This window comes from Aeromonas sp. FDAARGOS 1409, assembly GCF_019048705.1.
In the GTDB taxonomy this organism is placed as follows: domain Bacteria; phylum Pseudomonadota; class Gammaproteobacteria; order Enterobacterales; family Aeromonadaceae; genus Aeromonas; species Aeromonas sanarellii.
In genome coordinates this window covers 699583-724114 of the sequence record NZ_CP077395.1, presented here as the reverse complement: position 1 = coordinate 724114, position 24532 = coordinate 699583, and the positions used below count along the sequence as shown (strand labels likewise).

General features: G+C 65.4%; 24 protein-coding genes. 13 read left to right on the top strand and 11 right to left on the bottom strand.

The features are described 5' to 3' along the window. Positions 1 to 46 precede the first annotated feature (46 nt). From nudE to I6L39_RS03360, 3 genes are all read left to right on the top strand, one after another. A complete protein-coding gene (gene nudE, locus I6L39_RS03370) occupies positions 47 to 655 on the top strand; it encodes an ADP compounds hydrolase NudE (RefSeq protein ID WP_216991029.1) in 609 nt (202 codons plus the stop codon). A gap of 43 nt (positions 656 to 698) precedes the next feature. Next, complete coding sequence (gene cysQ, locus I6L39_RS03365; protein WP_216991028.1) at positions 699 to 1511, top strand: 3'(2'),5'-bisphosphate nucleotidase CysQ; 813 nt, start codon at positions 699 to 701, stop codon at positions 1509 to 1511. A gap of 411 nt (positions 1512 to 1922) precedes the next feature. Continuing rightward, positions 1923 to 3191: an aromatic amino acid transport family protein gene (locus tag I6L39_RS03360; RefSeq protein ID WP_216991027.1), complete on the top strand. Its 1269-nt coding sequence runs from the start codon at positions 1923 to 1925 to the stop codon at positions 3189 to 3191. A gap of 82 nt (positions 3192 to 3273) precedes the next feature. Here the strand turns inward: I6L39_RS03360 and I6L39_RS03355 are convergent, their stop codons facing one another. The 3 genes from I6L39_RS03355 to metJ form a co-directional block, all read right to left on the bottom strand. Next, positions 3274 to 3612 carry a tRNA-binding protein gene (locus I6L39_RS03355; RefSeq protein WP_216991026.1) on the bottom strand — a complete coding sequence of 113 codons (339 nt, stop codon included), beginning with the start codon at positions 3610 to 3612 and terminating at the stop codon, positions 3274 to 3276. Positions 3613 to 3696: 84 nt separating this feature from the next. Continuing rightward, on the bottom strand, positions 3697 to 4455 hold the full coding sequence (locus I6L39_RS03350; protein ID WP_216991025.1) for an AraC family transcriptional regulator: 759 nt from the start codon (positions 4453 to 4455) through the stop codon (positions 3697 to 3699). A gap of 35 nt (positions 4456 to 4490) precedes the next feature. Then, entirely contained in the window at positions 4491 to 4814 is a 324-nt protein-coding gene (metJ, locus tag I6L39_RS03345) for a met regulon transcriptional regulator MetJ (RefSeq protein ID WP_005327165.1), read from the bottom strand. A 223-nt stretch (positions 4815 to 5037) separates the two neighbouring features. On the opposite strand from metJ, the gene metB reads away from it, so the two are divergent. Beyond that, positions 5038 to 6216 (top strand): cystathionine gamma-synthase, encoded by a 1179-nt coding sequence (gene metB, locus I6L39_RS03340; RefSeq protein WP_042078499.1) that lies wholly within the window; start codon positions 5038 to 5040, stop codon positions 6214 to 6216. After that, the gene (locus I6L39_RS03335; RefSeq protein WP_216991024.1) at positions 6216 to 8669 is read left to right on the top strand and encodes a bifunctional aspartate kinase/homoserine dehydrogenase II; all 2454 of its coding nucleotides are present in this window, start codon (positions 6216 to 6218) and stop codon (positions 8667 to 8669) included. Before metB ends, I6L39_RS03335 begins: the two co-directional genes overlap by 1 nt. Positions 8670 to 8736: 67 nt before the next feature. Here I6L39_RS03335 and I6L39_RS03330 read toward each other — a convergent pair whose 3' ends face one another. Together I6L39_RS03330 and I6L39_RS03325 are read right to left on the bottom strand one after the other, a co-directional pair. Then, positions 8737 to 9426, bottom strand: a complete 690-nt coding sequence (locus tag I6L39_RS03330) for an LrgB family protein (protein WP_216991023.1) — start codon at positions 9424 to 9426, stop codon at positions 8737 to 8739. Next, on the bottom strand, positions 9419 to 9820 hold the full coding sequence (locus I6L39_RS03325) for a CidA/LrgA family protein (protein WP_216991022.1): 402 nt from the start codon (positions 9818 to 9820) through the stop codon (positions 9419 to 9421). Before I6L39_RS03325 ends, I6L39_RS03330 begins: the two co-directional genes overlap by 8 nt. Before the next feature lie 128 nt (positions 9821 to 9948). On the opposite strand from I6L39_RS03325, the gene I6L39_RS03320 reads away from it, so the two are divergent. Continuing rightward, positions 9949 to 10830 (top strand): LysR family transcriptional regulator, encoded by an 882-nt coding sequence (locus I6L39_RS03320; protein WP_216991021.1) that lies wholly within the window; start codon positions 9949 to 9951, stop codon positions 10828 to 10830. On the opposite strand, the gene I6L39_RS03315 is transcribed toward I6L39_RS03320, so the two are convergent. The 3 genes from I6L39_RS03315 to I6L39_RS03305 all read right to left on the bottom strand — a co-directional run bounded on the left by I6L39_RS03315 (position 10827) and on the right by I6L39_RS03305 (position 13408). After that, on the bottom strand, positions 10827 to 11693 hold the full coding sequence (locus tag I6L39_RS03315; RefSeq protein ID WP_216991020.1) for a hypothetical protein: 867 nt from the start codon (positions 11691 to 11693) through the stop codon (positions 10827 to 10829). The genes I6L39_RS03320 and I6L39_RS03315 overlap by 4 nt on opposite strands. 153 nt (positions 11694 to 11846) lie before the next feature. Next, a complete protein-coding gene (locus I6L39_RS03310; protein ID WP_216991019.1) occupies positions 11847 to 13274 on the bottom strand; it encodes a PLP-dependent aminotransferase family protein in 1428 nt (475 codons plus the stop codon). Continuing rightward, positions 13271 to 13408: a hypothetical protein gene (locus I6L39_RS03305; protein WP_216991018.1), complete on the bottom strand. Its 138-nt coding sequence runs from the start codon at positions 13406 to 13408 to the stop codon at positions 13271 to 13273. Before I6L39_RS03305 ends, I6L39_RS03310 begins: the two co-directional genes overlap by 4 nt. A 136-nt stretch (positions 13409 to 13544) precedes the next feature. On the opposite strand from I6L39_RS03305, the gene I6L39_RS03300 reads away from it, so the two are divergent. Genes I6L39_RS03300 through I6L39_RS03290 form a run of 3 tightly spaced genes read left to right on the top strand, consistent with a single transcriptional unit; the run spans position 13545 to position 15236 of the window. Beyond that, positions 13545 to 14012, top strand: coding sequence for an OsmC family protein (locus tag I6L39_RS03300; protein ID WP_216991017.1), 468 nt, complete (start codon positions 13545 to 13547; stop codon positions 14010 to 14012). Positions 14013 to 14029: 17 nt separating this feature from the next. After that, positions 14030 to 14479 carry a rhodanese-like domain-containing protein gene (locus I6L39_RS03295; RefSeq protein ID WP_216991016.1) on the top strand — a complete coding sequence of 150 codons (450 nt, stop codon included), beginning with the start codon at positions 14030 to 14032 and terminating at the stop codon, positions 14477 to 14479. Continuing rightward, on the top strand, positions 14469 to 15236 hold the full coding sequence (locus I6L39_RS03290) for a GNAT family N-acetyltransferase (protein ID WP_216991015.1): 768 nt from the start codon (positions 14469 to 14471) through the stop codon (positions 15234 to 15236). Before I6L39_RS03295 ends, I6L39_RS03290 begins: the two co-directional genes overlap by 11 nt. 68 nt (positions 15237 to 15304) lie before the next feature. On the opposite strand, the gene ybaK is transcribed toward I6L39_RS03290, so the two are convergent. Continuing rightward, positions 15305 to 15775: a Cys-tRNA(Pro) deacylase gene (gene ybaK, locus I6L39_RS03285; protein WP_042078488.1), complete on the bottom strand. Its 471-nt coding sequence runs from the start codon at positions 15773 to 15775 to the stop codon at positions 15305 to 15307. Positions 15776 to 15955: 180 nt separating this feature from the next. Between ybaK and I6L39_RS03280 the strand changes: the two genes are divergently transcribed. Beyond that, a complete protein-coding gene (locus tag I6L39_RS03280; RefSeq protein ID WP_209794031.1) occupies positions 15956 to 17437 on the top strand; it encodes a diguanylate cyclase in 1482 nt (493 codons plus the stop codon). Positions 17438 to 17499: 62 nt separating this feature from the next. Here the strand turns inward: I6L39_RS03280 and ppc are convergent, their stop codons facing one another. Then, positions 17500 to 20133 (bottom strand): phosphoenolpyruvate carboxylase, encoded by a 2634-nt coding sequence (gene ppc, locus I6L39_RS03275; RefSeq protein ID WP_209794032.1) that lies wholly within the window; start codon positions 20131 to 20133, stop codon positions 17500 to 17502. Between the two features lie 195 nt (positions 20134 to 20328). After that, complete coding sequence (argE, locus tag I6L39_RS03270; RefSeq protein WP_042078485.1) at positions 20329 to 21492, bottom strand: acetylornithine deacetylase; 1164 nt, start codon at positions 21490 to 21492, stop codon at positions 20329 to 20331. A 261-nt stretch (positions 21493 to 21753) separates the two neighbouring features. Here argE and argC point away from each other — a divergent pair, with 261 nt between their 5' ends. Genes argC through I6L39_RS03255 form a run of 3 tightly spaced genes read left to right on the top strand, consistent with a single transcriptional unit; the run spans position 21754 to position 24507 of the window. Next, positions 21754 to 22761 (top strand): N-acetyl-gamma-glutamyl-phosphate reductase, encoded by a 1008-nt coding sequence (gene argC / locus I6L39_RS03265; protein WP_216991014.1) that lies wholly within the window; start codon positions 21754 to 21756, stop codon positions 22759 to 22761. Between the two features lie 23 nt (positions 22762 to 22784). Continuing rightward, positions 22785 to 23564, top strand: coding sequence for an acetylglutamate kinase (argB, locus tag I6L39_RS03260; protein WP_042078482.1), 780 nt, complete (start codon positions 22785 to 22787; stop codon positions 23562 to 23564). A 25-nt stretch (positions 23565 to 23589) separates the two neighbouring features. Continuing rightward, positions 23590 to 24507, top strand: coding sequence for an ornithine carbamoyltransferase (locus I6L39_RS03255; RefSeq protein ID WP_209794034.1), 918 nt, complete (start codon positions 23590 to 23592; stop codon positions 24505 to 24507). The last annotated feature ends 25 nt before the right edge of the window (positions 24508 to 24532 follow it).

The window sequence follows — 24532 nt, the reverse complement described above, 5'->3', positions numbered from 1 at the left end:
AGTCGTTTACTCTTGAAGCACGATTTTTAACGAGCAGTCAGCCCCGATGAGCGATCCCCACAAGCGCAACCCCGTGCACCTCAGTGCCGAGACCATGGCGCACGACAAGAGCAAGCCCGAGATCCTCAAGGCCGAGATCGTGGCCGAGAGCCGCTTGTTCAAGGTGGAGTCCCTCCACCTGAAATTCTCCAACGGCGAGGAGCGGGTCTACGAACGGATGCGCGGCGGCAACAGAGGCGCCGTCATGGTGGTGCCCCTGTTCGATGCCCACACCCTGCTGCTGGTGCGCGAGTACGCGGCGGGCACCCACTCCTACGAGCTGGGCTTTCCCAAGGGGCTGATCGATCCGGGGGAGAGCGCCATCGAGGCAGGCAACCGGGAGCTGATGGAGGAGGCGGGCTTCGGGGCGAGCAGCCTGACCCTGCTCAAGCAGGTGTCGCTGGCGCCGGGGTATTTTTCCAGCCGGATGGACATCCTGCTGGCGCGGGATCTCTACCCCGAGCAGCGGGTCGGCGACGAGCCCGAGCCCCTGGAGGTGATCCCCTGGCCCCTCAACCGGATCGACGAGTTGCTGGCGCGCCCCGACTTCAGCGAGTCGCGCAGCATCAGTGCCCTGCTGCTGGCCCAACGTTGGCTGGCGGAGCAGCAGGATTAGCCCGTTCAGGGCGGTTAGGCAATCAGAGACAGAGGGAAGCACCATGCAGGAGTTGTTGGCCTGGATACCTGAGGTCAAGGCGATCGCCCGCGAAGCGGGGCGGATCCTTCACGAGATCTACCGTGGCGGCCAGTTCGAGCGCCAGTTGAAGGAGGATGCGACCCCGGTCACCAGTGCCGATCTTGCCGCCGACGCCTACCTCAAGCAGGCGTTGTCGGCGCTCACTCCCCATGTGCCCGTGCTGACAGAAGAGGCGGCAGACATCCCCTTCAGCCAGCGTGCGAACTGGCGCCAGTACTGGCTGGTGGATCCCCTCGACGGCACCGGCGAGTTCATCGCCGGCAGCGGTGACTTCGCCACCCTGATCGCCCTGGTACGGGACAATGTGCCCGTGCTCGGGGTCATCTATGCCCCCGAGTCGGATCTGCTCTACTGGGCGGTGCGCGGCCACGGCGCCTTCAAGGAGGCGAATGGCGAGGTGCGCCCCATCAGCGCCATGCACCATGAACACGATCAGCCCGACTCCCTGGTGGTGGCTATCAGCCGCCGCCAGAAACTGGAGACCCTGACCCGCCGTCTCAATCCGACCATCCACTACGAGCTGATCCCGCTTGGCTCCAGCTCCCTCAAGTCCTGCCTGGTGGCGGAAGGCGTGGCGGATTGTTACGTGCGCCTCGGCCCCACCGGGGAGTGGGACACCGCCGCCGCCCAGTGCATCGTGGAGGCGGCGGGGGGCCGCATCCTCAGCTTGGCGCTGCAACCGCTGAGCTACAACGAGACGGAGTCGCTGGAGAACCCGGACTTCATCGTGATGGGGGACCCGGATCTCGACTGGGGACGCATTCTGGCCCACTGACGGGTCGACAATCTCGTTGGGAATGCAATCAGGCGACCACAGGGTCGCCTGACTGCATTGGTGTGATCCACTGGGTGGTCATGGGGATTTCAGGGAGATTCGCTAGTGATGGCGATAATGGCAGTGGATCATCACATCCAATCTGGCTGCACTGGCATAAATTTCAGTTAATTCTGGAGGTAGCCCATTAATCGAAATAAAAAATCGACACTGGTTTTTATTTTGGTCTTATATTCTAAGTATTGAGTTAATACCGGTATTAACTGAATAATCCGGGTTGAAATTCCCTCCCAATCTCACTGGTGGAACAGGGCTTTGCCAGTGAGATCTGCCTGCCTCCATTTTTGAGAATTAAATGCTAAAGGAGCACAATGTTTTTAGGTTTTAATACTATATAAAAGTGATTTATCGATGAGTTTATCTGCAGAGGTCTCGCGGGAGCTGTCCGGTTCCCCCTCCACCATGGCCAGCACCGGCTGGCGTCGCCACGATACCCACTGGGTCATCAGCCTGTTCGGCACCGCCGTCGGCGCCGGCATCCTGTTCCTGCCCATCAACCTGGGTCTGGGGGGGATCTGGCCCCTCGTCATCGTCGCCGTGCTGGCTGGCCCCATGACCTTCCTGGCCCACCGCGGGCTGGCGCGTTTCGTGCTCTCGTCGTCGCGCCCCCAGGCCGACTTCACCGAGGTGGCCGAGGAGCACTTCGGCAAGATGGCCGGGCGCCTCATCTCGGCGCTCTATTTCCTCTCCATCTTCCCGATCCTGCTCATCTACGGCGTCGGGCTGACCAACACGGTGGAGAGCTTCATGGTCAATCAGCTCGGTATGGCCTCCCCGGATCGGGTGATGCTCTCCGGCGTGCTGGTGTTCGCCATGATCGCCGTGATGCTGGCCGGCGAGAAGGCGATGCTGCGGGCCTTCGCCGTCATGGTCTACCCACTGGCGGCGATCCTGCTGGCCCTCTCCTGCTACCTCATTCCCCAGTGGCAGTGGCCGGAAATGACCGCCTTTGAAGGAACGGGCTTCTTCAACACCGTCTGGCTGGCGCTGCCGGTCACCGTCTTCGCCTTCAGCCATGCCGCCGCCATCTCGGGCTTTGCCAACGTGCAGCGCCGGGAATACGGCGAGCAGGCGGAGGCCAAGAGCGGCCTGATCCTGCGCAACACCACCGTCATGCTGGTGGGCTTCGTGCTGTTCTTCGTCTTCTCCTGCGTGCTGAGCCTCTCCCCGGCCCAGCTGGCCGAGGCCAAGGCCCAGAACGTCTCGGTACTCTCCTATCTCGCCAACATCACCGACAACCCGGTGATCGTGACCCTGGGGCCGCTCATCGCCTTCATCGCCATCAGCTCCTCCTTCCTCGGCCACTTCCTCGGCGCCCGCGAGAGCCTGAAAAGCCTGATCGCCAAGCCCACCGGCCTGTCGCTGGCCAGGGCGGACAAGCTCGGCATCGCCCTGATGCTCTTCGCCATCTGGGGTGCCGCCGTCATCAACCCGGGTATTCTGGGGCTGATGGAGACCCTCTCCGGCCCCGTCATCGCCATGATCCTCTTCATCATGCCGGTGGTGGCCATCTACAAGGTGGAGGCGCTGGCCCGCTTCCGTCACGGCTGGGTCAACGGCTTCATCCTGCTGACCGGCGCCCTGGCGGTCTCTGCCCTGCTGTTCAGCCTGCTGAAATAAGCGTGCCAGTCAGCATCAAGGAAGAGAGGCGACCCCGGGGTCGCCTCTCTTGCCTCTGCTCTCTGGTTGCCTTGCCGTTGTCTCACCCCAGCTTGGCGCCGTTCTCCACCGCCTGTTCGGGGATGGCGATCACCACGGCGCCGTCCGTCCGGTAGAAGCCGGTCAGCAGAAACTCCGACTGGATGGGGCCTATCTGCTTGGGGGGAAAGTTCACCACGGCGACGATCTGGCGCCCCACCAGATCCTGTGGCCGATAGAGGTCGGTGATCTGGGCGCTGCTCTTGCGCACCCCAAGCTCGGGGCCGAAATCCGCCCACACCTTGTAGGCGGGGCGGCGCGCCTCTGGGAAGGGTTCGACCCGCACCAGGGTGCCCACCCTGAGCTCCACCATCTCGAAATCCTGCCAGCTTATGGTCTGCATCTTGGCTCCTCGTTGCCCATACCTTGCATGAGCCTCAGCATGCCTCGAATGCCTGGGGATTGTCTTCGGCAAAGAGCCGACCGGTTACGGCAGGCGGCCGTTTTGCTGGCGCCAGAGGGAAGGGGTCAGTCCGGTCTCGGCCAGGAAGCGCTCGCCGAAGGCTCCCTGGTTCTGGTAGCCGCAGCGGCTGGCCACCTCGCCTATGGGCAGGGCGGTCTGGGTCAGCAGGGTGCGGGCCAGCGCCATGCGCCGCGTCCTGAGGTAGTGGGAGACGCTCATGCCCACCTGCTGGCGAAAGGCGTGCTTGAACTGGCTCTGGCCGAGGCAGGCGATGGCGGCGAGCCGCTCGTTGGTGAGGGGGTCTGCGAGGTGCGCTTCCATATGGCGCTGCACCTTGGCGATACGAGGGGCTATGCGGGGGGCGACGGCGGGGCCCATGCCGCGTCCCTCGGTCAGCAGCCCCAGCCACACCTGATCCATGCCGGTCACGTGGCGCCCCTCGGCCACCATGCGGTGCAGGAAGGCGAGGTAGTGGCGCTGGGCCTCATCCAGCTCGACGAAGGGGTGATCCCCCAGGGCCTCCGGCAGCCAGTGGCTCTCCTGCACCAGAAACGCGTGCACCGGGTCGGCGGCGTAGTCGTGGCGAAGGCCGGGGGCGATGATGCAGGCAAAACCCGGGGCGAGGCGGCGCCCCTGGCCCTGCACCTCGATCTCGAGGGGGCCGTCCAGGGGGATCACCAGCTGGGCATGGTCGTGGCTGTGGCTCTGCATGTCGCTCTGGTAGCGGCGCAGGCTGAAAGGGGAGGCGGCAGATAAGCATGACGCGGCACCGGGCCGCGTCATCGAAGGGAAAGCATCGTTTGCCATGGGCAGCCGGATCACTCGGCGTCGAAGTCTTCGATTTCCTTGCCCAGTGCTTCCATGATGGCGCGGGCCTCGGCGGGGACGCTGTCCGGGTGATCCTTGCGCAGGTCGTCGTCGCAGGGCAGCGGCTGGCCGGTGAAGGCGTGCAGGAAGGCTTCGCAGAGCAGCTCGCTGTTGGTCGCATGACGCAGGTTGTTCACCTGGCGACGGGTGCGCTCATCGGTCAACACCTTCAGCACCTTGAGCGGGATTGAGACGGTTATCTTCTTGACCTGTTCGCTCTTCTTGCCGTGCTCTGCATAGGGGCTGACGTAGTCGCCGTTCCACTCTGTACCCATGTTCCACCTGTAGTCGTTTGGCCGTGAGCGCGGATTTTAACCCTTAAGGAATTCAATGGCAATCCAACAGCAAAGCCATTTAGACGTCTAGAAGTGTTGACGGCTTTTTTAAGGTGGCGTAGTGTGGTGCACCATGGGCCGGCAGTCCGGCCAGCGAAAATGAGAGCGGGGCTGGACGACCCACGAGGCGGACCGGCTCCGGCAACCCATCAAGGAGAGTGACATGACCCACAAGGCCACCCTGGCGGTACGCACCGGGATTGAGACAGACACGCAGCACGGTGCCGTGGTGCCCCCCATCTACCTCTCCAGCAACTACACCTTTGCCGACTTTGGCGAGCCCCGTCAATACGACTATGCCCGCTCCGGCAACCCGACCCGCACCAATCTGGCGGACGCCCTGGCGGCCCTGGAAGGGGGGGCCGGCGCCGTGGTGACCGGCACCGGCATGGGGGCCGTTCACCTGGTGACCACGGCTCTGCTCAAGGCGGGGGATCTGCTGATCGCCCCCCACGACTGCTACGGCGGCACCTGGCGCCTGTTCGAGTATCTGGCGGCCAAGGGCCACTACCAGGTGCAGTTCGTGGATCAGGGAGACGAGGTGGCGCTGGCCGCCGCGCTGGCCCAGAAACCCGCACTGGTGTGGGTGGAGACCCCCTCCAACCCGCTGCTGCGGGTGGTGGACATCGCCGCCATCGCCGAGGCCTCCCACGCGGCGGGCGCCCAGGTGGTGGTGGACAACACCTTCCTCTCCCCCTTGCTGCAACAGCCCCTGGCCCTCGGCGCCGACGTGGTGGTCCACTCCACCACCAAGTACATCAACGGCCACTCCGACGTGGTGGGGGGCGTGGCGATCGCGAAGGAGCCCGCGCTGGCCGACTCCCTGGTGTGGTGGGCCAACTGCCTGGGGCTCACCTCCGGTGCCTTTGACTCCTACCTCACCCTGCGGGGTCTGCGCACCCTGGCTCCGCGCCTGCGCACCCATCAGGAGAACACGGATCGCATCCTCGCCTTCTTGCAGCAGCAGCCGCTGGTCAAGCGGATCTATCACCCCAGCCTGCCGAGCCATCCGGGCCACGACATTGCGCGCCGTCAACAGTCCGGCTTTGGCGCCATGCTAAGTTTTGAGCTCGATTGCAACGAGACGGGGCTGCGCGCCTTCCTCGCGGGGCTGCGCCTCTTCTCGGTGGCGGAGTCCCTCGGCGGGGTGGAGAGTCTGGTGGCCCATCCGGCCAGCATGACCCACAGGGCCATGACCCCTGCGGCCCAGCAGGCGGCGGGTATCAGTGCCCAGTTGCTGCGCCTGTCGGTGGGGATCGAACACGGTGAGGATCTGGTGGCCGATCTGGCCCAGGGGTTTGAACAGGCGCAGTTGGCACAACAGGCAGAGCAGGTGAAGTAATGGAACAACAACAAGGAGAGTGTGTGGTGTCAACAGAGGCAGTCTTCAAGCGGCGCCATGTACACAAGTTCGGCGGCAGCAGCCTGGCGGATCCGGTCTGTTATCGCCGGGTCGCCAGCATCGTCGAGCAACAGGTGGGGGGCAACGAGCTGGTGGTGGTCTCCGCCGCGGGCAAGACCACCAACCGGCTGATCCAGCTGGTGGAGCTGGCCGAGGCGGGGGACGAGGCCGCAGGGGAAGCCATCACGGCCCTGCACGCCTACCAGCAGAGCCTGATCGACGGTCTGCTGGAGGGGGAGCTGCTGCTCTCTCTCAGCCAGCAGCTGGCGGACGACATGCAGCTCATCGCCAAGACCCTGGAGGGGCAGTTCGACCGCTTCGAGCGCAACGGCCTGCTCGCCTTTGGCGAGGTGTGGTCGGCGCGCCTCTTGGCCGCCCTGCTCACCAGCCGGGGGGAGCCGGCCGCCTGGCTCGATGCCCGCAGCTTCCTGCGCGCCGAGGACGGCGCTCTGGTCAAGGTGGATACCGCCCTCTCCAGCGAGCTGCTCAAGGCGCGGCTGGCGGAGCATCCCGGCCGCATAGTCGTGACCGGCTTTATCGCCGCCGACATGGAGGGGCGCTCCCTGCTGCTCGGGCGCAACGGCTCCGACTACAGCGCCAGCCTGCTGGCGGCGCTGGCGGACGGCGAGTCCACCACCATCTGGAGCGACGTGGCCGGGGTCTACAGCGCCGACCCGCGCCGGGTGAAGGAGGCTCGCCTGCTGGAGCGCCTGAGTCTGGCCGAGGCGAACGAGCTGGCGCGGCTCGGCTCCTCGGTGCTCCATTCCCGCACCCTGCAGCCGGTGGCCGACAGCCGCCAGCGCCTCACCCTGCGCTGCAGCTACAACCCGGATGAGGGCTGCACCCACATCCTGCGCCGGGCTCCGCGCTCCGGCGGTGCCCGCATCGTCTCCTCGGTGGATCAGATCGCCCTCATCGAGCTCAAGGTGCTGCCGCAGACCCATTATGAGCAGACGGTGGCGGCCATCGAGGCCCATCTGGCCCGCCACCGCCTCCATCCGCTCACCCTGCAGCGCCAGCCGGATCGCCGGGTGTTGCGCCTCGCCTACACCCTGGAGGTGGCGGAAGGAGCCTTCGAGGTGTTACGGGACTTCCAGTTGCAGGGCAACTTCACCGGCCTCATCCAGAAGGAGGGATACAGCCTGGTGGCCCTGGTGGGAGCCGGCGTCACCGACAACGCCGAACAGTGCCACCGCTTCTACCAGTTGCTGGCGGATCAGCCCCTGGAGTTCGTCCAGGTGGCCAAGGACGGCCTGAGCCTGGTGGCCGTGCTGCGCCAGATCGTGCTGGAGCCGCTGCTCATCGCCCTGCATAGCGCCCTGTTCAGCCGTCCCACCCGGGTCGGACTGGTGGTGTTCGGCAAGGGCAACATCGGCGGTCACTGGCTGGGGCTCTACGCCCGCGAGAAGGCGCGCCTCGAGCACGAGCTCAATCTGGCGCTCACCCTCTACGGGGTGTTCAGCTCGGAAGGTGGGTTGCTGGACGAAGAGGGGCTGGACCCGCTCAAGGTGCAGGACAATTTCGCCCCCAAACCGCTGATCTGGCCGGAGCTCTTGTCCCAGCTGGAGCAGCACGGCTTCGACGCCCTGATTGCGCTGGATCTCACCGCCAGCGAGACGGTGAGCCGCTACTACCCGGACTTTGCCCAGCTCGGCATCCACATCATCGCCGCCAACAAGTTTGCCGGCGCCGCCGACAGCGAGTTCTACCAGCGCATCAAGCAGACTTGCCGCGACCACCAGGTGCAGTGGCGCTACAACGCCACCGTGGGGGCCGGCCTGCCCATCCAGTCCAGCATCCAGATGTTGCGTCAGAGCGGCGATCGCATCCAGGGGGTCTCCGGCATCTTCTCCGGTACCCTCTCCTGGCTGTTCCAGCAGTATGACGGCACCCGTTCTTTCTCCGAGCTGGTGGACGAGGCCTGGCAGCACGGCCTGACCGAGCCGGATCCCCGGGAGGACCTCTCCGGCCAGGATGTGCGCCGCAAGCTGCTCATCCTAGCGCGGGAGGCGGGCTTCGAGCTCGACTCCGCCGACATCGAGCTGGAGAACCTGGTGCCGGTGGCCCTGCGGAAGGTGAGTGCGGATCAGTTCATGGACAGGCTCAAGGAGCTGGATGATCCCATCCTGACCGCCTTCGAGGGGGCGCGCCGGGTCGGCAAGGTGCTGCGCTACGTCGCCCGCTTCGAGCACGACGGCAAGGCCCGCGTCGGGCTGGAGGCGCTGGAGCCCCACCACCCGTTCGCGAACCTCTTGCCCTGCGACAACGTGTTCGCCATCGAGAGCGACAGCTATCGCACCAACCCCCTGGTCATCCAGGGGCCGGGGGCGGGTCGCGAGGTGACGGCGGCAGCCATTCAGTACGATCTCTGGCAGATCTGCGCCAGCCTCTGAGGCTGCATGACACGACGCAATGAGAAGAGGCGCCCCTGGGCGCCTCTTCTGCTATCGGGTGGCGGGGTTACCAGAACAGCCGCCCCAGCAGGGGGGCGAGCAGCACGGTGGCCATGCCGGCGATCATCATCACCATGCTGGAGACCACCCCCTCCTCGTTGCCCATCTGATAGGCCCTGGCTGTCCCGGCGCCGTGGGCCGAGGCGCCGAAGCCCGCCCCCTTGCCGAGGCGGCTGCGGATGGCGAGCACGGTGAGCACGCTCTCCCCCACCGCCATGCCGATCACCCCGGTCAGCACCACGAACAGGGCGGTGAGATCGGCGTTGCCCCCCACGGCACGGGTCGCCTCCACCGCGAAGGGGGTGGTGATGGAGCGCATTGCCATGCTGCGCTGCAACAGCTCGGAGAGGTTGAGCCAGCGGGCCAGCAGCACTGTGCTGCCCACCGCCATGACCACGGACGCCACCACCCCCACCGAGAGGGAGAGCCAGTGGCGGCGCATCAGCCGGCGGTTCTCGTAGACGGGTACCGCGAAGGCGACGGTGGCCGGGCCCAGCAGCCAGAGCAGCCAGCGGGACTCGGCCATGTAGTCCCGGTAGGGGATGTGGAACAGCAGCACCACGGCCACCAGCAGGGTCGGGGCCAGCAGCAGGGGCATCAGGGGCAGGATGCGCTTCCTGCCATAGAGCCACTTGCTGGCGTAGTAGAACAGCAGGGTCAGGGCGAAGCAGAGCAGACCGAGCAGGGTATCAGACATGGCGGCGACTCCGGCGGGCCAGCCTCAGTTCGAGGCGATAGACCCTGTCCACCACCAGGGCCGTGGTGCCGAGCACCAGCACCGTGCTGACGACCAGCACCACCATGATGCGCCACCCCTCCTGCAACAGCAGCTCCTGATAGTTGACCACGGCCACCACGGCGGGCACGAAGAACAGCAGCATCTCCGCCAGCAGCCAGCGGGCCCCGGCACTGAACCACCGGGCCTTGACCACCCTGAGCAGGATGCAGACCAGCAGCAGCAACATGCCGGTGAGGTTGGCGGGCAGCGGCAGGTGCAAGGTGCGCACCGCGATGTCGGCCAGCAACCAGATGGCCGCCAGCAGGGCGATTTGGAAGGGGGTTTGCAACCAGCGAAGGCAGAGGGTTTTCATGGCGAGCGTCTTTCTGTGAACCTGGTCACAGTATAGAGAGGGCCCAAACCTGCAAAAAATGAATTTAAATTATCAAACTCATGCCAAAGAGGCATGATTGTTCCAGCCATCCCCGTCAAGAGAGCGCCATGGATATCCGAGCCCTGCGTTACTTCGTCGAACTGGTGCGGGAGCAGAGCTTCACCCGCGCCTCCGAGAAGCTGTTCGTCACCCAGCCCACCATCAGCAAGATGATCCGCAACATGGAGGAGGAGCTGGGCCAGCCCCTGCTGAGCCGGATGGGTCGCCGCTTCACCCTGACCGACAGCGGCCAGGTGTTGTTCAACCGGGCCCAGACCATACTGGCCGAGATGCAGCAGCTGGAGGCGGAGCTGGCGGATCTGCAGAGCCTGCAGCACGGGCGCCTCGCCCTCGGCATTCCCCCCATGGTGGGTCACGTCTATGCGGATCTCATCCGCGCCTATCGCAGCCGCTATCCAAACGTGGAGCTCTCCATCGTCGAGTATGGCGGCCGGCGCATCGAGCAGGCGGTGCTGGAGGGGGAGCTGGATCTCGCCATCACCATGCTGCCGACCAGGGAAGAGGGGGCTCTCTGCGCCCTGGATCTGGACAGCTACCCCATTCAGGTGGTGCTGCCGGACCTGCCCCGCTGGCGCGCGTGCCGGGAGATCCGGCTGGAGGCGCTGCGGGACGAGCCCTTCCTGCTCTACACCCGGGCCTTCACCCTGAGCGAGCGGCTGGAGCAGGCCTGCGAGCAGGCGGGATTCGTGCCCCAGGTGGCGGCCCGCAGCAGCCAGTGGGACTTTCTCACCGCCATGGTGCGCAGCGGCATGGGGGTCGCCTTCCTGCCCGAGCCCATCTGCCGGCGGTTGACGCCGGATGGCCTGGTGCAAAGACCCCTGGTACCGGAGCTGAGCTGGCGGCTCGGGGTGATCTGGCCGAGCGATCGCTACCTCTCCCGCACCGCCGAGGCCTGGCTGGCCCTGTGCCGCGAAGAGGGCGGGGGTTAGTCCTGCCGGACGCCCCGAGCGGGGGCGTCATGATGGCCGATGCCAAAGTCGTCCCGGGCCGGATCATAGAGGTAGACCTTGTAGTCGACCCCGGTGCCGGGCAGCAGGGGGTTGGTCAGCCTGAACATCTGCCGTGACGCCAGCCGGGTGAAGGCCAGAGAGGGCTGGAAGTGCTGGCGCCAGAGCCGCTTGAGGGAACCGTCCTCCCAGGCCAGTTGCAGGCCGAGCCACAGGCGCTCTCGCTCCTTGGCGTAGGTCGCATGGCTGTAGAAGGCGTGGATCAGCGGGTAGAAGAGGGTCAGATGGCGGTCGACGGCCAGCTCGGGCAGGGCGGGGTGGTGACGCTCCCACTCCGTCAGTATCTCGTTGGCGCCGCGGCAGAAGAGGTCGACCCGGCCGCGGGCCACCAGGCGAAACAGCGACTCGTAGTTGTCCACCTCATGCACCCTGAAGCCGTTGTGACGCAGGATGTCCGCATCACGCCACCCCTTGCCCACCCCCTGGCTGAATCCCTGCAACTGGCTCAGGGAGCGGACGCCGGCCAGCGCCCGCGCGCTCTCCGGGCCGGCGAAGCAGACCCGGTAGCTGAGAATGCCGAGATCGATGGGGAAGGGGAGCAGGCTGACCTCGGGATGCGGCCGCTCCTGGGGCCAGCTGTCGACGATGAAGAGTGCGCTCCTGCCCGGTTTCTGCACCTCGAGCCGCATCCTCGCCTTGTTCATCCTGACTGAGTCGAGCAGTTCGTAGTCACCGTATTCGGGGCGGGTCTTCTCCAGCGCCAGCTGCATCGCCGCACGGTAGTAGTCCATGCGGGCATCCTCACTGCTTTCCGGGCCGATCAGCGTGTATCGGGTGGCCGCCATCGGGGAGGATGGGAGGGTGAGCGCGAGGAGGAGGAAGAGGAGTCGGTGCATCTGGGCCGGGTTCTGCAGCGTCGTTGCGTCCAGTATAGTGCGGCCTCTCCCGTGGACCCAGCGCTATCAGGCCCTGGCACCTCTGACCTGTTGGGAGTCAGGTCAGACGGAGCGCATGAGCTGACCCAGATGGCGACATAGTTGGCGCAGGGTCTGGTTGTCGAGGCTGGCGAAGCCGAGCAGCCAGCCTTCCCTCTCGGGGGCGGCGAGGTGAAACTGATGCAGGGGGCGCAGCCCCAGCCCCCTGGCGTTGGCGATCTCTGTCCAGCGCGCCTCGCCGCCGGGGGGCAACTGCACGGCGCACTGCAGGCCGGCACCGCTGTGGATGGGGGTGAGGGCGGGACAGTGCTCGGCCAGCTCCGCCAGCAGCAGGTCCCGCCGGCTCTGGTAGACGAGGCGGCTCTGGCGCAGGTGGGTGGCGAAGTGCCCGCCCCGGATGAAATCCGCCGTGACCGCCTGCTGGAACTGGTTGCTGTGGCCATCGACCGCGGCCCGGGCCCGGCTGAAGGCCTCCATCAAGGGGCGCGGCAGCACCAGATAGGCGAGGCGCAGCGAGCCGAACAGCACCTTGCTGAAGGTGCCCACATAGAGCACCCGCCCCTGGCCGTCCAGCCCCTGCAGGGCGGGAAGCGGTCGCTGATCGTACTGGTACTCCCCGTCGTAGTCGTCTTCCAGGATCCAGGCGCCGTGGCGCTCGGCCTCCCGCAGCAGCGCCATGCGGCGGCTCAGGCTCATGGGCACGCCGAGGGGGTACTGGTGGGCCGGGGTGCAGTAGATGAGTCTGGGCCTGGGGTGAGCCCCCGCCGGTTGCAGACCCTCCCCGTCCACCGGCACCGGATGGATGCGGGCCCCGGCGCTCTCCATGGCGGTGCGGGCCCCCGGATAGCCGGGGTCCTCCACCCAGACGGTGTCGCCGGCGTCGATGAGCAGCTGGGTCGCCAGCAGTATGCCCTGCTGGGAGCTGGTGAGGATCAGGATCTGATCCGGCTCGCACACCACGCCGCGGGACTGCACCAGGTAGCTGCTGATGGCGGTGCGAAGGGCGGGCAACCCTTGCGGATCCCCGTAATTCATCCAGTCACAGGCGCGCTCGCGCCACTGCTGCTGCATCAGTCGGCCCCAGAGCGCCTGGGGGAAGAGGCGGGGATCCGGCTGGCTGGAGGCAAAGGAGCGGCCCACTTCGGGCACGTCGTGGCAGGCCCCCCCGTCGGCCATCTCCTGCCCACGGCGGGAGAGGCCCGCCGCAGACTGGGCCGGTCGCGGCGCGGGGCGCACCGCCGCCAGGGCGACGAAGCTGCCGGCCCCCACCTTGCGCACCAGATAGCCTTCCGCCTCCAGCCGGCCATAGGCCAGCTCCACCGTGCTGCGGGAGACACCGAGATCCCGGGCCAGGGTGCGGCTCGCGGGCAGCCGGCCGTGCAGGGGCAGGTGGCCCGCCAGAATCGCTTCCCTAAGAGTGCGCACCAGCTGTTCGTGGAGCGGCAATTCGCCGTGCGGTTGATTGGCAAAGAGAGTCGGCAGAACTGTCATGGCTGGCCCCCTCCGTGCTGGGGCAGGAGCCCCCTCCATCCGGACATCGCTTCCCGCAGGGAGCGCACCCGCTGTTCGTGGAGCGGCAGATCGCCCTGTGCCTGGCTGGCGAAGAGCGTGGGCAGCACTGTCATGAGGGGCTCCATCGGAATGAAATTGGTCTGCCTATATTGGCGAAATTGGTCGGCGTGGCAAGGCCATTTTGTCGCTACATTGGTGGACAAGCAGTGACGCCCATTGGCGGCACTATTGGCAACAGAAGGAGTCTGCATGTCGGAATACAGCGCCACCATCAGTTGGCAGCGGGGGGCTGGCGAGCCCTTCGTCGATCAGCGTTACAGCCGGGCCCACGAGTGGGCATTTGACGGCGGGGTCAGGGTGCCGGCCTCCTCTTCCCCCCAGGTGGTGCCTCTGCCCTGGTCGGTGGCCGAGCACGTGGACCCGGAGGAAGCCTTCGTCGCGGCCCTCTCCAGTTGCCACATGCTCACCTTCCTCTGGCTGGCGGCGAGGGCGGGGTATCTGGCGGAGAGCTACCGGGACGAGGCGGTCGGGCTCATGGCAGAGAACGGGCAGGGCCGCCTCGCCATGACTCGGGTCACCCTGCGTCCCAAAGTGGTCTTCGGTGGCGAGCACAAGCCCACCTATGACGAGCTGGCGCAACTGCATCATCAGGCCCACGAGGAGTGCTTCATCGCCAACTCGGTCAACACAGTCGTCACCACAGAAATAGCGCTCTAATCACAAGGAGATTCAGGATGAGTCATGTATTGCGTACCGGGGTGGCGAGCCCCGTGGAGGCCAGCGCCTTCTTCGAGGCCCAGTTGAAGTTTCGCACCGACCCGGCGGATCTGGCCGCCGACCTGCTGGCCGGGGAGGCGGGTGAAGGGGGCCGCATAGTGGTCATCGACACCCGCTCCCCCGAGCACTATGCCGCGGGGCACATTCCCGGAGCCCTCTCCTTCCCCCACCGTACCATGAGCCCGGCCACCACCGAGGGGCTGGCGCGGGACAGAGTCTATGTCTGCTACTGCGACGGCATCGGCTGCAACGGCTCGACCCAGGGGGCCTACAAGCTGGCGTCCCTCGGATTCGAGGTCAAGGAGCTGATCGGCGGCCTGCACTGGTGGCGCCAGGACGGTTTCGCCGTCGCCACCGGCAGCGAACCTGGCGTCTTGCTGGAGGGGGGGATCGCCTGTGCCTGCTGATGCCTGCCCGAAGGGGGATGCCCCCGTCATCAACCGATTTGGTCAGCCCCTGGGACAGGCGCTCCCCGAGTGGCGCGGCGCCGAGTTCCCCCCTCATCGGGTGCTGAGCGGCTGGGGCTGCCGCCTGGAACCGCTCGATCCCGAGCGCCACCTGGCCGATCTGTGGCAGGCATTCAGTACAGACAGCGGGGCCATGTGGACCTATCTCACCAGCGGTCCCTTCGCGGACGATGCGGCCATGGGGGCCTGGCTGCGAGGGGTCGCCGCCAAGGCCGATCCCCAGTTCTATGCGATCAAGGATGCGGGGAACGATCGGGCGCTGGGGCTTGCCAGCTACCTGCGCATCGACCCCGCCGCGGGCAGCATGGAGGTGGGCTGGCTGCACTTCTCGCCGGCCCTGCAGCAGTCGCGGCTGGCGACGGCGGCCATGACGCTGATGATGGCCAATGCCTTTGCCCTGGGATACCGGCGCTACGAGTGGAAGTGCAACGCGCTCAACTGGCCTTCGCGCCAGGCGGCGCTGCGCCTCGGTTTCAGCTATGAGGGAACCTTCCGCCAGGCGCGGGTGGACAAGGGACACAGCCGGGATACGGCCTGGTTCTCCGTCATCGACGGCGAGTGGCCCGCCCTGCAGCGCTGCTTCGCGCGCTGGCTGGACGATGCCAACTTCGACGAGACCGGACGCCAACGGCTGCGGCTCTCCGAGCTGACCGCCGCCTGCCGCGCCAGGGGGGATGTGGCCGGCCCGGCAGACTGATAAGCGTGGCAGACCCATGACGCGAGAGAGGCCCCGGATGACGGGGCCTCTCTCGTGCACGCCGCGGCTCAATCGTGATGGTCCCCGATGGGAGCCGCTATCCACTTCAGCAGGCGCACCATGTCCTCGGGCGCCACCCCGACGGAGAGGCCGCGCTTGCCACCGCTCACCAGGATCTCGTCAAACGCCATGGCGGAGTCGTCCAGCACAGTGGGCAGCAGTTTCTTCTGGGCCAGCGGGCTGATGCCGCCCACCTTGTAGCCGGTCAGCTTCTCGGCCTCCGCCGGCTTCATCATCTCCACCTTCTTGAGACCTGTGGCCTTGGCGAGCTGCTTGAGGCTGCACATGCCCGATGACGGGACTATGGCGACCACCGCCTGCTTGTCGTGATGGGCGAGCAGGGTCTTGAACACGCGCGCCTCGGGCAGGCCGAGCTGGGTCGCGGCATGCTTGCCGAAATCGTCGTGGGCCTCGCACTCGTAGGGGTAGAGCTTGTGGGGGATCTTCAGCTTCTTCAGCAGGTTGATGGCGGGTGTCATGGGGTCTCCTCGAACCGTGGCAAGGCCAGACAGTCTGCGCCCGGGAGCCAGATGTGGCAAGTGTCAGCCTTTCCCCCCATGGGGGCCGCTGTTAGCGTAACCGGATGCCGGATCCTATGATCTGAGCTCTTGTTCCCGCATTCCACCGCGATGCGACGGCGATCGAAAGGAATCGTAGCCATGAATACCCCAGCAATCCGCTCTCGCGATATCGACGCGTTCGATCGTTATGAGGCCCTGGCCCGGCTGACCGCTCTCGACCGGGCCTACGGCATGGTCGAGTTCGATCTGGATGGCCGCATGGTGTCGGTCAATCCGCTGTTCTGCCGCATGTTCGGCTATGCCCCGGAGGCGTTGGTGGGCCAGTCCCATCTGCTGCTGTTGCCACCGGAACTGCACGCCGAGCACGGACGCTTCTGGCAGGGGGTGCTGAAGGGCGAGATCCACTCGGGGGCGTTTCGCCGCGTCATGCAAAATGGCGACACTCTCTGGATCCACGCCACCTACATGCCCGTCACCGACGAGGCGGGGACCCTGCTCGGGGTGGTCAAGCTGGCCCACGACATCACGGCCGAGGTGCTGGCCAAGCAACGGGTCGAACAGCAGAGCCAGCTGTTCGACATCGTCGTGGCCGCCCACCAGAGTTTTCTGCTGGACCGCAATCTGGGGTCGGCCTGCGACACCATCTTCGAGCGGCTGCTGAGCGTCAGCCAGAGTTCCTATGGCTTCATCGGCATCATGCAGTACGAGGAGGGGCGGCCCAGCCTCTACATCCCCTCGATCTCCAATGTCTCCTGGGACGAGGCGACCCACGCCTGGTACGAGCAGCAACGCCAGAACCGGGGCGGCCTCACCTTCAGCAAGCTGGACAACCTGTTCGGCCATGTGGTGACCCACAATACCCTGGTGTGCTGCAACGATCTGCCGAGCCATCCGGCGAGCCGCGGCGTCTCCCCCCGGGGCCACCCCCATCTGGACAGCTTCCTCGGCATTCCCATCCGCCACAAGGGAGAGGCCATCGGGATGATCGCCCTGGCCAACCGCCCCGGCGGCTTCGACGAGACCCAGGTCACCCTGCTCGAACCGCTCACCACGGCGCTGGGCACCCTGATCCACGCCCGCAATCTGGAGGACGAACGCAGCCGGATGGAGCGGGTGCTGCGCTTCAACGCCGAGCACGACTTTCTCACCAAGCTGCCCAACCGCAGCAGCTTCTTCCATCAGGCCAAGGTGCTGCTGGACCACATCCAGCAGCATCCTGCCGAGGGAGAGGCCTGCTGCCTGGCCCTGATCGACATCGATTTTTTCAAGCAGATCAACGACGAGCATGGCCACCTTGCCGGTGATGCCGTGCTCGAGGCGCTCGCCAGCCTGCTGATGCAGGCGGTGCGCAGCAAGGATCTGGTGGCCCGCTTCGGCGGGGAGGAGTTCATCATGCTGCTGCGGGGGACGACCCTGGAGGAGGCCCATGCCATCATGGAACGCATCCGGCAACTGGTCGAGCAGCACAGCTTCGCCTATCAGCGCCAGGCGATCACCGTCACCATCAGCGTGGGCCTGACCCCCTATCAGATGAGCTATCGCCGCATGGATGACTGGCTGCAGTGCGTGGATCAGCGCCTCTACGAGGCCAAGCGCTGGGGACGCAACCGGGTTGCCTAGGAGGCCTGGGCACTGGAAACAAGAAGGGCGCCAATATGGCGCCCTTTCGCTTGAGGGGTTGATCAACCCGTGTTGCGCATGCCAGCGGCGATGCCGGCGATGGTGACCATCAGCGCCTGATCCAGCTCGGGGTGCAGGGTCTCCGGATGGTTGCGCGAGCGGCCAAGCAGCTCGACCTGCAGCACGTTGAGCGGGTCCGTGTAGGGGTTGCGCAGCTTGATGGACTCCTTGATCCAGGGCTGATCGTCCAGCAGGTCGCCCTGCGGGCGCAGTTTCAGCACCACCTGGATGGAGTCGGCAAGCTCCTGGCGCAGCTGTCTGCCCAGTGCCCACAGATTCTCCGGCACCAGGCGGGTGTCGTAGTACTCCGCCAGCCAGAGATCGGCCTTGAGGAACACCATCTCCAGCATCTCGAGGCGGGTGCGGAAGAAGGGCCACTGGCGGCTCATCTCGTCCAGCACGGCCTTCTGGCCGTCGTCGATGGCCTGCTGCAAGCCCTTGTGGGCGCCGAGCCAGGCCGGCAACATCAGCCGGTTCTGGGTCCAGGCGAAGATCCAGGGGATGGCGCGCAGGCTCTCGACGCCGCCGTTGGGCTTGCGCTTGGCAGGGCGCGAACCGAGCGGCAGCTTGCCGAGCTCCATCTCCGGGGTGGCGGCGCGGAAGTAGGGCACGAAGTCCGGGTGACCGCGCACTATGCTGCGGTAATGATCGCAGGAGACGGTGGCCAGCTGCTCCATCACGGCGCGCCAGCTCTCCTTGGGCCTCGGCGGTGGCAGCAGGTTGCCCTCCAGCACGGCGCTGGTGTAGAGGTTGAGGCTCTGGAAGGCTACCTTGGGCAGGCCGAACTTGAAGCGGATCATCTCCCCTTGCTCGGTGACCCGCAGGCCGCCGCGCAGGGATCCCGGCGGTTGGGAGAGGATCGCCTGATGGGCGGGGGCGCCGCCGCGACCCACGGTGCCGCCACGGCCATGGAACAGGGTGAGGCGGATGTTGTTGGCCTCGGCCAGGGCCACCAGGGATTCCATGGCGGCATACTGGGCCCAGCCGGCGGCCATCATGCCCGCGTCCTTGGCGGAGTCGGAGTAGCCGATCATCACGTACTGGCGGCCCTGGATGTAACCGCGATACCAGTCTACCGACAACAGGCGCTCCATCACGGCGGTGCCCGCCATCAGGTCTTCCTGGGTCTCGAACAGCGGGGCCACCGGCATGCGGAACTTGCAGCCGGCTTCCTTCAGCAACAGCTGCACCGCCAGCACGTCGGACGGCGCGCCGGCCATGGAGATGATGTAGATGCCGAACGCATCCGGGTCGTGACCGGCGATCACCCGGCAGGTGTCTATGGTCTCGCGGGTCTCGTCGCTCGGCTCCCAGTCGGTCGGGATGAGGGGGCGGCGGGAGTTCAGCTCGCGCAGCAGGAAGGCCTGCTTGTCCTCCTCGCTCCACTCGGCGTAGTCGCCCATGCCGAGGTAACGGGTCAGCTCGGAGAAGACCTGGCCGTGGCGCTCGCCATCCTGGCGGATGTCCAACTTGACCAGGTGGATGCCGAAGCAGGCCAGCTTGCGCAGCACGTCCAGCAGCATGCCGTCGGCGATGTTGCCCATGCCGCAGGCGTGCAGGGAGTGGTAGCAGAGCTCCAGGGGCTCGCGCAGCTGGGCGGTGCTCTTGACCAGATCCCGGCTCTCGCTCGCCTGGCCCTGTACCTTGGCGGTCAGGAACTCCTGGGTCTCGCGCAGCTGCTCGCGCAGCTCGCGCACCAGGGCGCGATAGGGTTCGGGGTTGTCGCCGACCCGGGCACGCACGGCCTCGGTGCAGTCGGCCATGGAGAGCTCGGAGGTGAGCTCCTTGATGTCCTTGTAGAACAGGCTCACCGCCATCCAGCGGCCCAGCTCCAGCACCTCGGCGGTCACCTTGGCGGTGACGAAGGGGTTGCCGTCGCGGTCGCCGCCCATCCAGGAGGTGAACTTGACCGGCGCGGCATCCAGCGGCAGCCGCACACCCAGGTGGTGTTGCAGGCGCTCATCCAGATTGCGCATGAATTCGGGAATGGCCGGCCACAGGCTGTTCTCCACCACGGCGAAGCCCCATTTGGCCTCGTCCACCGGGGTCGGGCGCTGTTCGCGGATCTCGTTGGTGTGCCAGGCCTGGTTGACCAGCTGCTCGATGCGATTGAGGATCTTGTCCCGCTCGCGGGGCAGCAGATCGGAGAGTTCCAGCGCCTCCAGGCAGTCGTTGAGCTGCACGTGCTTGTGGATCAGGGTGCGACGGGTCACCTCGGTGGGGTGGGCGGTCAGCACCAGATCGATGTCCAGCTCGCGCACGGCCTGGATGATGGCCTCCTGGGACAGGTTGGAGGCTTTCAGCTTGTCGAACATCTGCTCCAGCGGATCCGGGGTGCAGACCTGCTCTTCGCAGCGGCGGGAGATGGTGTGGAACTGCTCCGCCACGTTGGCAAGGTTGAGGAACTGGCTGAAGGCACGGGCCACGGGCAACAGCTCGTCATCGGAGAGGGTGCGCAGGGTCTCGAGCAGGCGCTCTCTGTCCGCCTCGTTCCCCTTGCGGGAGGACTTGGCCAGTTGACGAATGGTCTCGATCTTGTCGAGGAAGGCCTGCCCCTGATGATCCTTGATGGACTTGCCCAGCAACTGGCCCAGCATGCCTACGTTGGCCCGTAGTGCGGCGTACTTTTCGTTCATTCCACATCCTTATTTTGTTGGTGCCTCCTGACCTTCCGGGATGGGAGGCGACCTCACTTATTGTTGTGCGATTACAACATATGCTCCGTCATCTTAGGGGGACAATCTACCCAGATTGTCTGCGCAAGGTCAAATAACAAGCCGATTCAGAAGATGTATTTCCCTCACCTGTCCCGTCCCGGCATGTCATGTAACTTACTTACATTCTCCCGGCTGGATGCAGAAGCGCCGGATCAGGTGCTGCAGCACCGCCGTGGTCGGTTTGACGAACGACAGATCCAGGTATTCGTCGGGCTGGTGGGCCTGGGCGATGTGGCCGGGGCCCATCACTATGGTCTCGCAACCGAGCTGCTGGATAAAGGGGGCCTCGGTGCAATAGTTCACGGACTCGGCGGCCCGGCCGCTCGCCCGCTCGGCCTCGCGCACCAGATCCGAGTCATCCTTGCAGGCGTAGGCCGGGATGGGCTCGTGCAGGTGCTGCAGGTGCAGGCAGCCCGGCTGGTGGATCTCGATGGGGGAGAGCGCCTCTTTGAGCATGCCCATCAGCTCGTCCGGCCCCACCTGCGGGGTGGGCCTCATGTCGATGTGCAGCTCGCAGCAGCCGCAGATGCGGTTCGGGCTGTCGCCCCCATGGATGTAGCCCAGGTTCAGGGTCGGCTGGGGCACGGCGAAGCGGTGATCCGCGTACTTCTCCTTCAGATCCTGCTGCAGTTTGAGCACCTGACCCATGGCCTTGTGCATGATCTCCATGGCGTTGACGCCGTTGGCGGGATCCGAACTGTGGCCGCTTCGCCCCGTGATACGAATGGCTTCCGACATGTGGCCCTTGTGGGCCACCACGGGCACCAGCCCGGTGGGTTCGCCGATCACCGCATAGTCGGGCTTGAGTTCGGCGGCCGCGGCGATGGCGCGGGCCCCGGCCATGGTGGTCTCTTCATCGGCGGTGGCAAGAATGCGCAACGGCTTGTTGAGGGTGGTGAGATCGATCTCCTTCAGCGCCTCCACGATAAAGGCGAAGAAGCCCTTCATGTCGATGGTGCCGAGCCCATACAGGCGGTTGCCCTCCTCGGTCACCTTGAAGGGATCCTTGCTCCAGCCCCCCTCGTCGAACGGCACCGTATCCGTGTGGCCCGCCAGCAGCAGTCCCCCCTCGCCCTGGCCATGGGTCGCCACCAGGTTGAACTTGCCCGGCAGATCCGGCAGCGCCGTCACCTCGCAGTGAAAGCCCAGCTGGCCGAACCAGTCGGCCAGCAGCCGGATCACCGCCTCATTGCTCTGATCCCAGCGGGGATCCGTGCTGCTGATAGAGGGAATCGCAATAATATTCTTATAAAGTGAAAAAAAATCCAGATTGGCCATCAGCTCCTCCTTGCGTCCCCGGGTTCTTTCTGTTAGAAAATACAAATGCAAAGTGAGTGCATGAATATTCTGTTCGAGTGCTCAGCGACATGGCCTCTAGTTGTAAGGGAAAGTTAATGTTCTGTCACCTGATCTGTAACCGACGACGCATATCCGCCTGAATTGCCCCTCCGCACTCGTTGCATCAAAGGGGCGATAGCCGACCCCTTGCACCGCAGCAGCAGGCTGCGAATTTCGAACCCAGACTTGGAATACTCAAACATGCTCAATACCGTTATCGTCGGTGCCAGTGGCTACGCGGGGGCCGAACTGGCCGCACTGGTCCAGAACCATCCACAGCTCAAGCTGTTCGGCCTCTATGTGTCGGCGGGCAGCCAGGACGCCCACAAGCGCTTCTCTTCCCTGCATCCCCAGTGGGTTGGCGAGCTGGATCAGCCGCTGCTGCCCCTGGACGAAGACGGCATGACCCGGATCCTGACCCAGGCCGATCTGGTGGTGCTGGCCACCGCCCACGAGGTGAGTGCGGAACTCGCGCCCAAGTTCCTGGCCAAGGGGTTGCCGGTGTTCGATCTCTCCGGTGCCTTCCGGGTCAACGATCAGCAGTTCTACGCCTCCTTCTACGGCTTCACCCACGAGAATGAGCAGTGGCTGGATCAGGCCGCCTACGGTCTGGCCGAGTGGAATGCCGATGCCGTCAAGGCCGCCCAGCTGATTGCCGTGCCGGGATGCTACCCGACCGCCTCCCTGTGCGCCCTCAAGCCGCTGCAACAGGCCGGGCTGATTGCCAAAGAGTGGCAGCCCATCATCAACGCCGTCTCCGGTGTCTCCGGGGCCGGTCGCAAGGCGGCCATCAACACCAGCTTCTGCGAGGTGAGCCTGAGCCCCTACGGCACCTTCAATCACAGACACCAGCCGGAGATCAGCCATCACCTCGGCAAGGGGGTGCTGTTCCAGCCCCACCTCGGCAACTATGTGCGCGGCATCCTGGCCACCATCTATGTGCAACTGGCGGACGGCGTGACTCAGACCCAGGTAGACCAGGCCTATCTCAAGGCCTATGAAGGCAAACCCCTGGTACGCCTCACCGGCCAGATGCCCTCCATCCGTGGCGTGGCAAACACCCCTTACTGCGACCTCGCCTGGCAGCAGCAGGGCAACATGCTGGTGGTGGTCTCCGCCATCGACAACCTGCTCAAGGGCGCAGCCTCCCAGGCGATGCAGTGCATAAATATCAAGTTTGGTTTTGAACCGGCCACCGGCCTGATTTAACGCTTTAAGGAAGGATCGAGAAGATGGACAAGCAGACGCTGGTAATCAAGTTGGGTGGTGCCCTGATCGAGAACGACGAGGCCCTGACCGCCCTGTTCGCCACCCTCAAAAGCTTCCTGGACGATCAGCACAGACCCCTGGTGCTGGTGCACGGTGGTGGCTGCCTGGTGGATGACCTGCTCAAGGGCCTGGGGATGACCTCCACCAAGAAGAACGGCCTGCGGGTGACCCCGTTCGAGCAGATCCCCGTGATTGCTGGGGCCCTGGCCGGGACCGCGAACAAGATGATGATGGCCAAGGCCATCTCCACCGGCATTCCGGCGGTGGGGCTCTGCCTCGCCGACGGCGGTCTGTGCCAGGTGACCCAGCTCGATCCGGATCTCGGTGCGGTCGGTGACTGCAAACCGGGCAACCCGGCGCTGGTGGCCGCCATCCTGGGCCAGGGCCTGCTGCCTGTGGTGAGCTCCATCGGCATCACCGCCGAAGGTCAGCTGATGAACGTCAACGCGGATCAGGCGGCCACGGCGATTGCCGAGGCCCTCGGCGCCGATCTGGTGATGCTCTCCGATGTGAGCGGCATCCTGGACGGCAAGGGCAAGCTGGTGCCCCAGCTCGACAAGCAAACCGCGCTGGATCTGATGGAGAAGGGCGTGATCAGCGATGGCATGGCGGTCAAGGTGAAGGCCGCCCTGCACGCCGCCGAGACCCTGGGCAAGCCGGTCTGTGTCGCCAGTTGGCGCTACCCGGATCAGCTGCTCAAGCTGCTGGCGGGCGGTGCGGTCGGCACCCAGGTCACGATCTGATTTTCACCGGGAAAAGGACAATCCGATGCAACATCTTCTGAAAGACAGCGATTTAAGCAAGGCCCAGATCGAGGCGCTGATCGCGCTCGGCAAGGCGGTCAAGGCGGATCCGAAGAAATACAGCCAGGCCCTGGCCGGCAAGAGCGTGGTCACCCTGTTCGAGAAACCCTCCCTGCGCACCCGGGTCACCTTCGACATCGGGATCAATCGGCTCGGCGGCCACAGCGTCTACCTGGACCAGCAGAACGGCGCCCTGGGCAAGCGGGAGTCGGTGAAGGATTTCGCCGCCAACCTGTCCCGCTGGTGCGACGCCATCGTCGCCCGGGTGTTCGATCACCAGACCCTGGTCGAGCTGGCCGAGTTCGGCTCGGTGCCTGTGGTGAACAGCCTGTGCAATCTCTACCACCCCTGCCAGGGGCTGGCGGACTTCATGACCATTGCCGAGCACTACGCCGATCTGTCCAAGGTGAAGCTGGCCTATCTCGGTGATGGCAACAACGTGAGCCACTCCCTGCTGCTCTTGGGGGCTCGGCTTGGCACCGACGTGACTCTGGTCTGCCCGAAAGGCCATGGCCCGGACACCCAGATCTTCCTGCAGGCCCAGGCGCTGGCGGCCCAGTCCGGCGCGCACATCAACATCAGCGATGACGTGGGCGCCATCGAAGGCTTTGACGTGGTTTATACCGACACCTGGGTTTCCATGGGTGACAACACACCAATGGAGCAGGTAAAAGATATCTTCATGCCTTATCAGATCAACCAGGCCCTGCTCGATCGCACCGGCATCCAGCACGTGCTGCACTGCCAGCCGGCGCATCGGGAGCTGGAGATCACCTCGGAGGTCATGGACGGCCCAGCCTCCCTCATCATGGATGAGGCAGAAAACCGGATGCATATCCAGAACGCCGTGCTGCTGACCCTGTTCGGACAGGGCCAGAAGTAATCCGGCAACCGACCCGGAATCACAC

Coding starts and splice junctions, on each gene's coding strand:
- nudE (WP_216991029.1), top strand. CDS start 47: ATGAGCGATCCCCACAAGCGCAACCCCGTGCACCTCAGTGCCGAGACC.
- cysQ (WP_216991028.1), top strand. CDS start 699: ATGCAGGAGTTGTTGGCCTGGATACCTGAGGTCAAGGCGATCGCCCGC.
- I6L39_RS03360 (WP_216991027.1), top strand. CDS start 1,923: ATGAGTTTATCTGCAGAGGTCTCGCGGGAGCTGTCCGGTTCCCCCTCC.
- I6L39_RS03355 (WP_216991026.1), bottom strand. CDS start 3,612: ATGCAGACCATAAGCTGGCAGGATTTCGAGATGGTGGAGCTCAGGGTG.
- I6L39_RS03350 (WP_216991025.1), bottom strand. CDS start 4,455: ATGACGCGGCCCGGTGCCGCGTCATGCTTATCTGCCGCCTCCCCTTTC.
- metJ (WP_005327165.1), bottom strand. CDS start 4,814: ATGGGTACAGAGTGGAACGGCGACTACGTCAGCCCCTATGCAGAGCAC.
- metB (WP_042078499.1), top strand. CDS start 5,038: ATGACCCACAAGGCCACCCTGGCGGTACGCACCGGGATTGAGACAGAC.
- I6L39_RS03335 (WP_216991024.1), top strand. CDS start 6,216: ATGGAACAACAACAAGGAGAGTGTGTGGTGTCAACAGAGGCAGTCTTC.
- I6L39_RS03330 (WP_216991023.1), bottom strand. CDS start 9,426: ATGTCTGATACCCTGCTCGGTCTGCTCTGCTTCGCCCTGACCCTGCTG.
- I6L39_RS03325 (WP_216991022.1), bottom strand. CDS start 9,820: ATGAAAACCCTCTGCCTTCGCTGGTTGCAAACCCCCTTCCAAATCGCC.
- I6L39_RS03320 (WP_216991021.1), top strand. CDS start 9,949: ATGGATATCCGAGCCCTGCGTTACTTCGTCGAACTGGTGCGGGAGCAG.
- I6L39_RS03315 (WP_216991020.1), bottom strand. CDS start 11,693: ATGGCGGCCACCCGATACACGCTGATCGGCCCGGAAAGCAGTGAGGAT.
- I6L39_RS03310 (WP_216991019.1), bottom strand. CDS start 13,274: ATGACAGTTCTGCCGACTCTCTTTGCCAATCAACCGCACGGCGAATTG.
- I6L39_RS03305 (WP_216991018.1), bottom strand. CDS start 13,408: ATGACAGTGCTGCCCACGCTCTTCGCCAGCCAGGCACAGGGCGATCTG.
- I6L39_RS03300 (WP_216991017.1), top strand. CDS start 13,545: ATGTCGGAATACAGCGCCACCATCAGTTGGCAGCGGGGGGCTGGCGAG.
- I6L39_RS03295 (WP_216991016.1), top strand. CDS start 14,030: ATGAGTCATGTATTGCGTACCGGGGTGGCGAGCCCCGTGGAGGCCAGC.
- ybaK (WP_042078488.1), bottom strand. CDS start 15,775: ATGACACCCGCCATCAACCTGCTGAAGAAGCTGAAGATCCCCCACAAG.
- I6L39_RS03280 (WP_209794031.1), top strand. CDS start 15,956: ATGAATACCCCAGCAATCCGCTCTCGCGATATCGACGCGTTCGATCGT.
- ppc (WP_209794032.1), bottom strand. CDS start 20,133: ATGAACGAAAAGTACGCCGCACTACGGGCCAACGTAGGCATGCTGGGC.
- argE (WP_042078485.1), bottom strand. CDS start 21,492: ATGGCCAATCTGGATTTTTTTTCACTTTATAAGAATATTATTGCGATT.
- argC (WP_216991014.1), top strand. CDS start 21,754: ATGCTCAATACCGTTATCGTCGGTGCCAGTGGCTACGCGGGGGCCGAA.
- argB (WP_042078482.1), top strand. CDS start 22,785: ATGGACAAGCAGACGCTGGTAATCAAGTTGGGTGGTGCCCTGATCGAG.
- I6L39_RS03255 (WP_209794034.1), top strand. CDS start 23,590: ATGCAACATCTTCTGAAAGACAGCGATTTAAGCAAGGCCCAGATCGAG.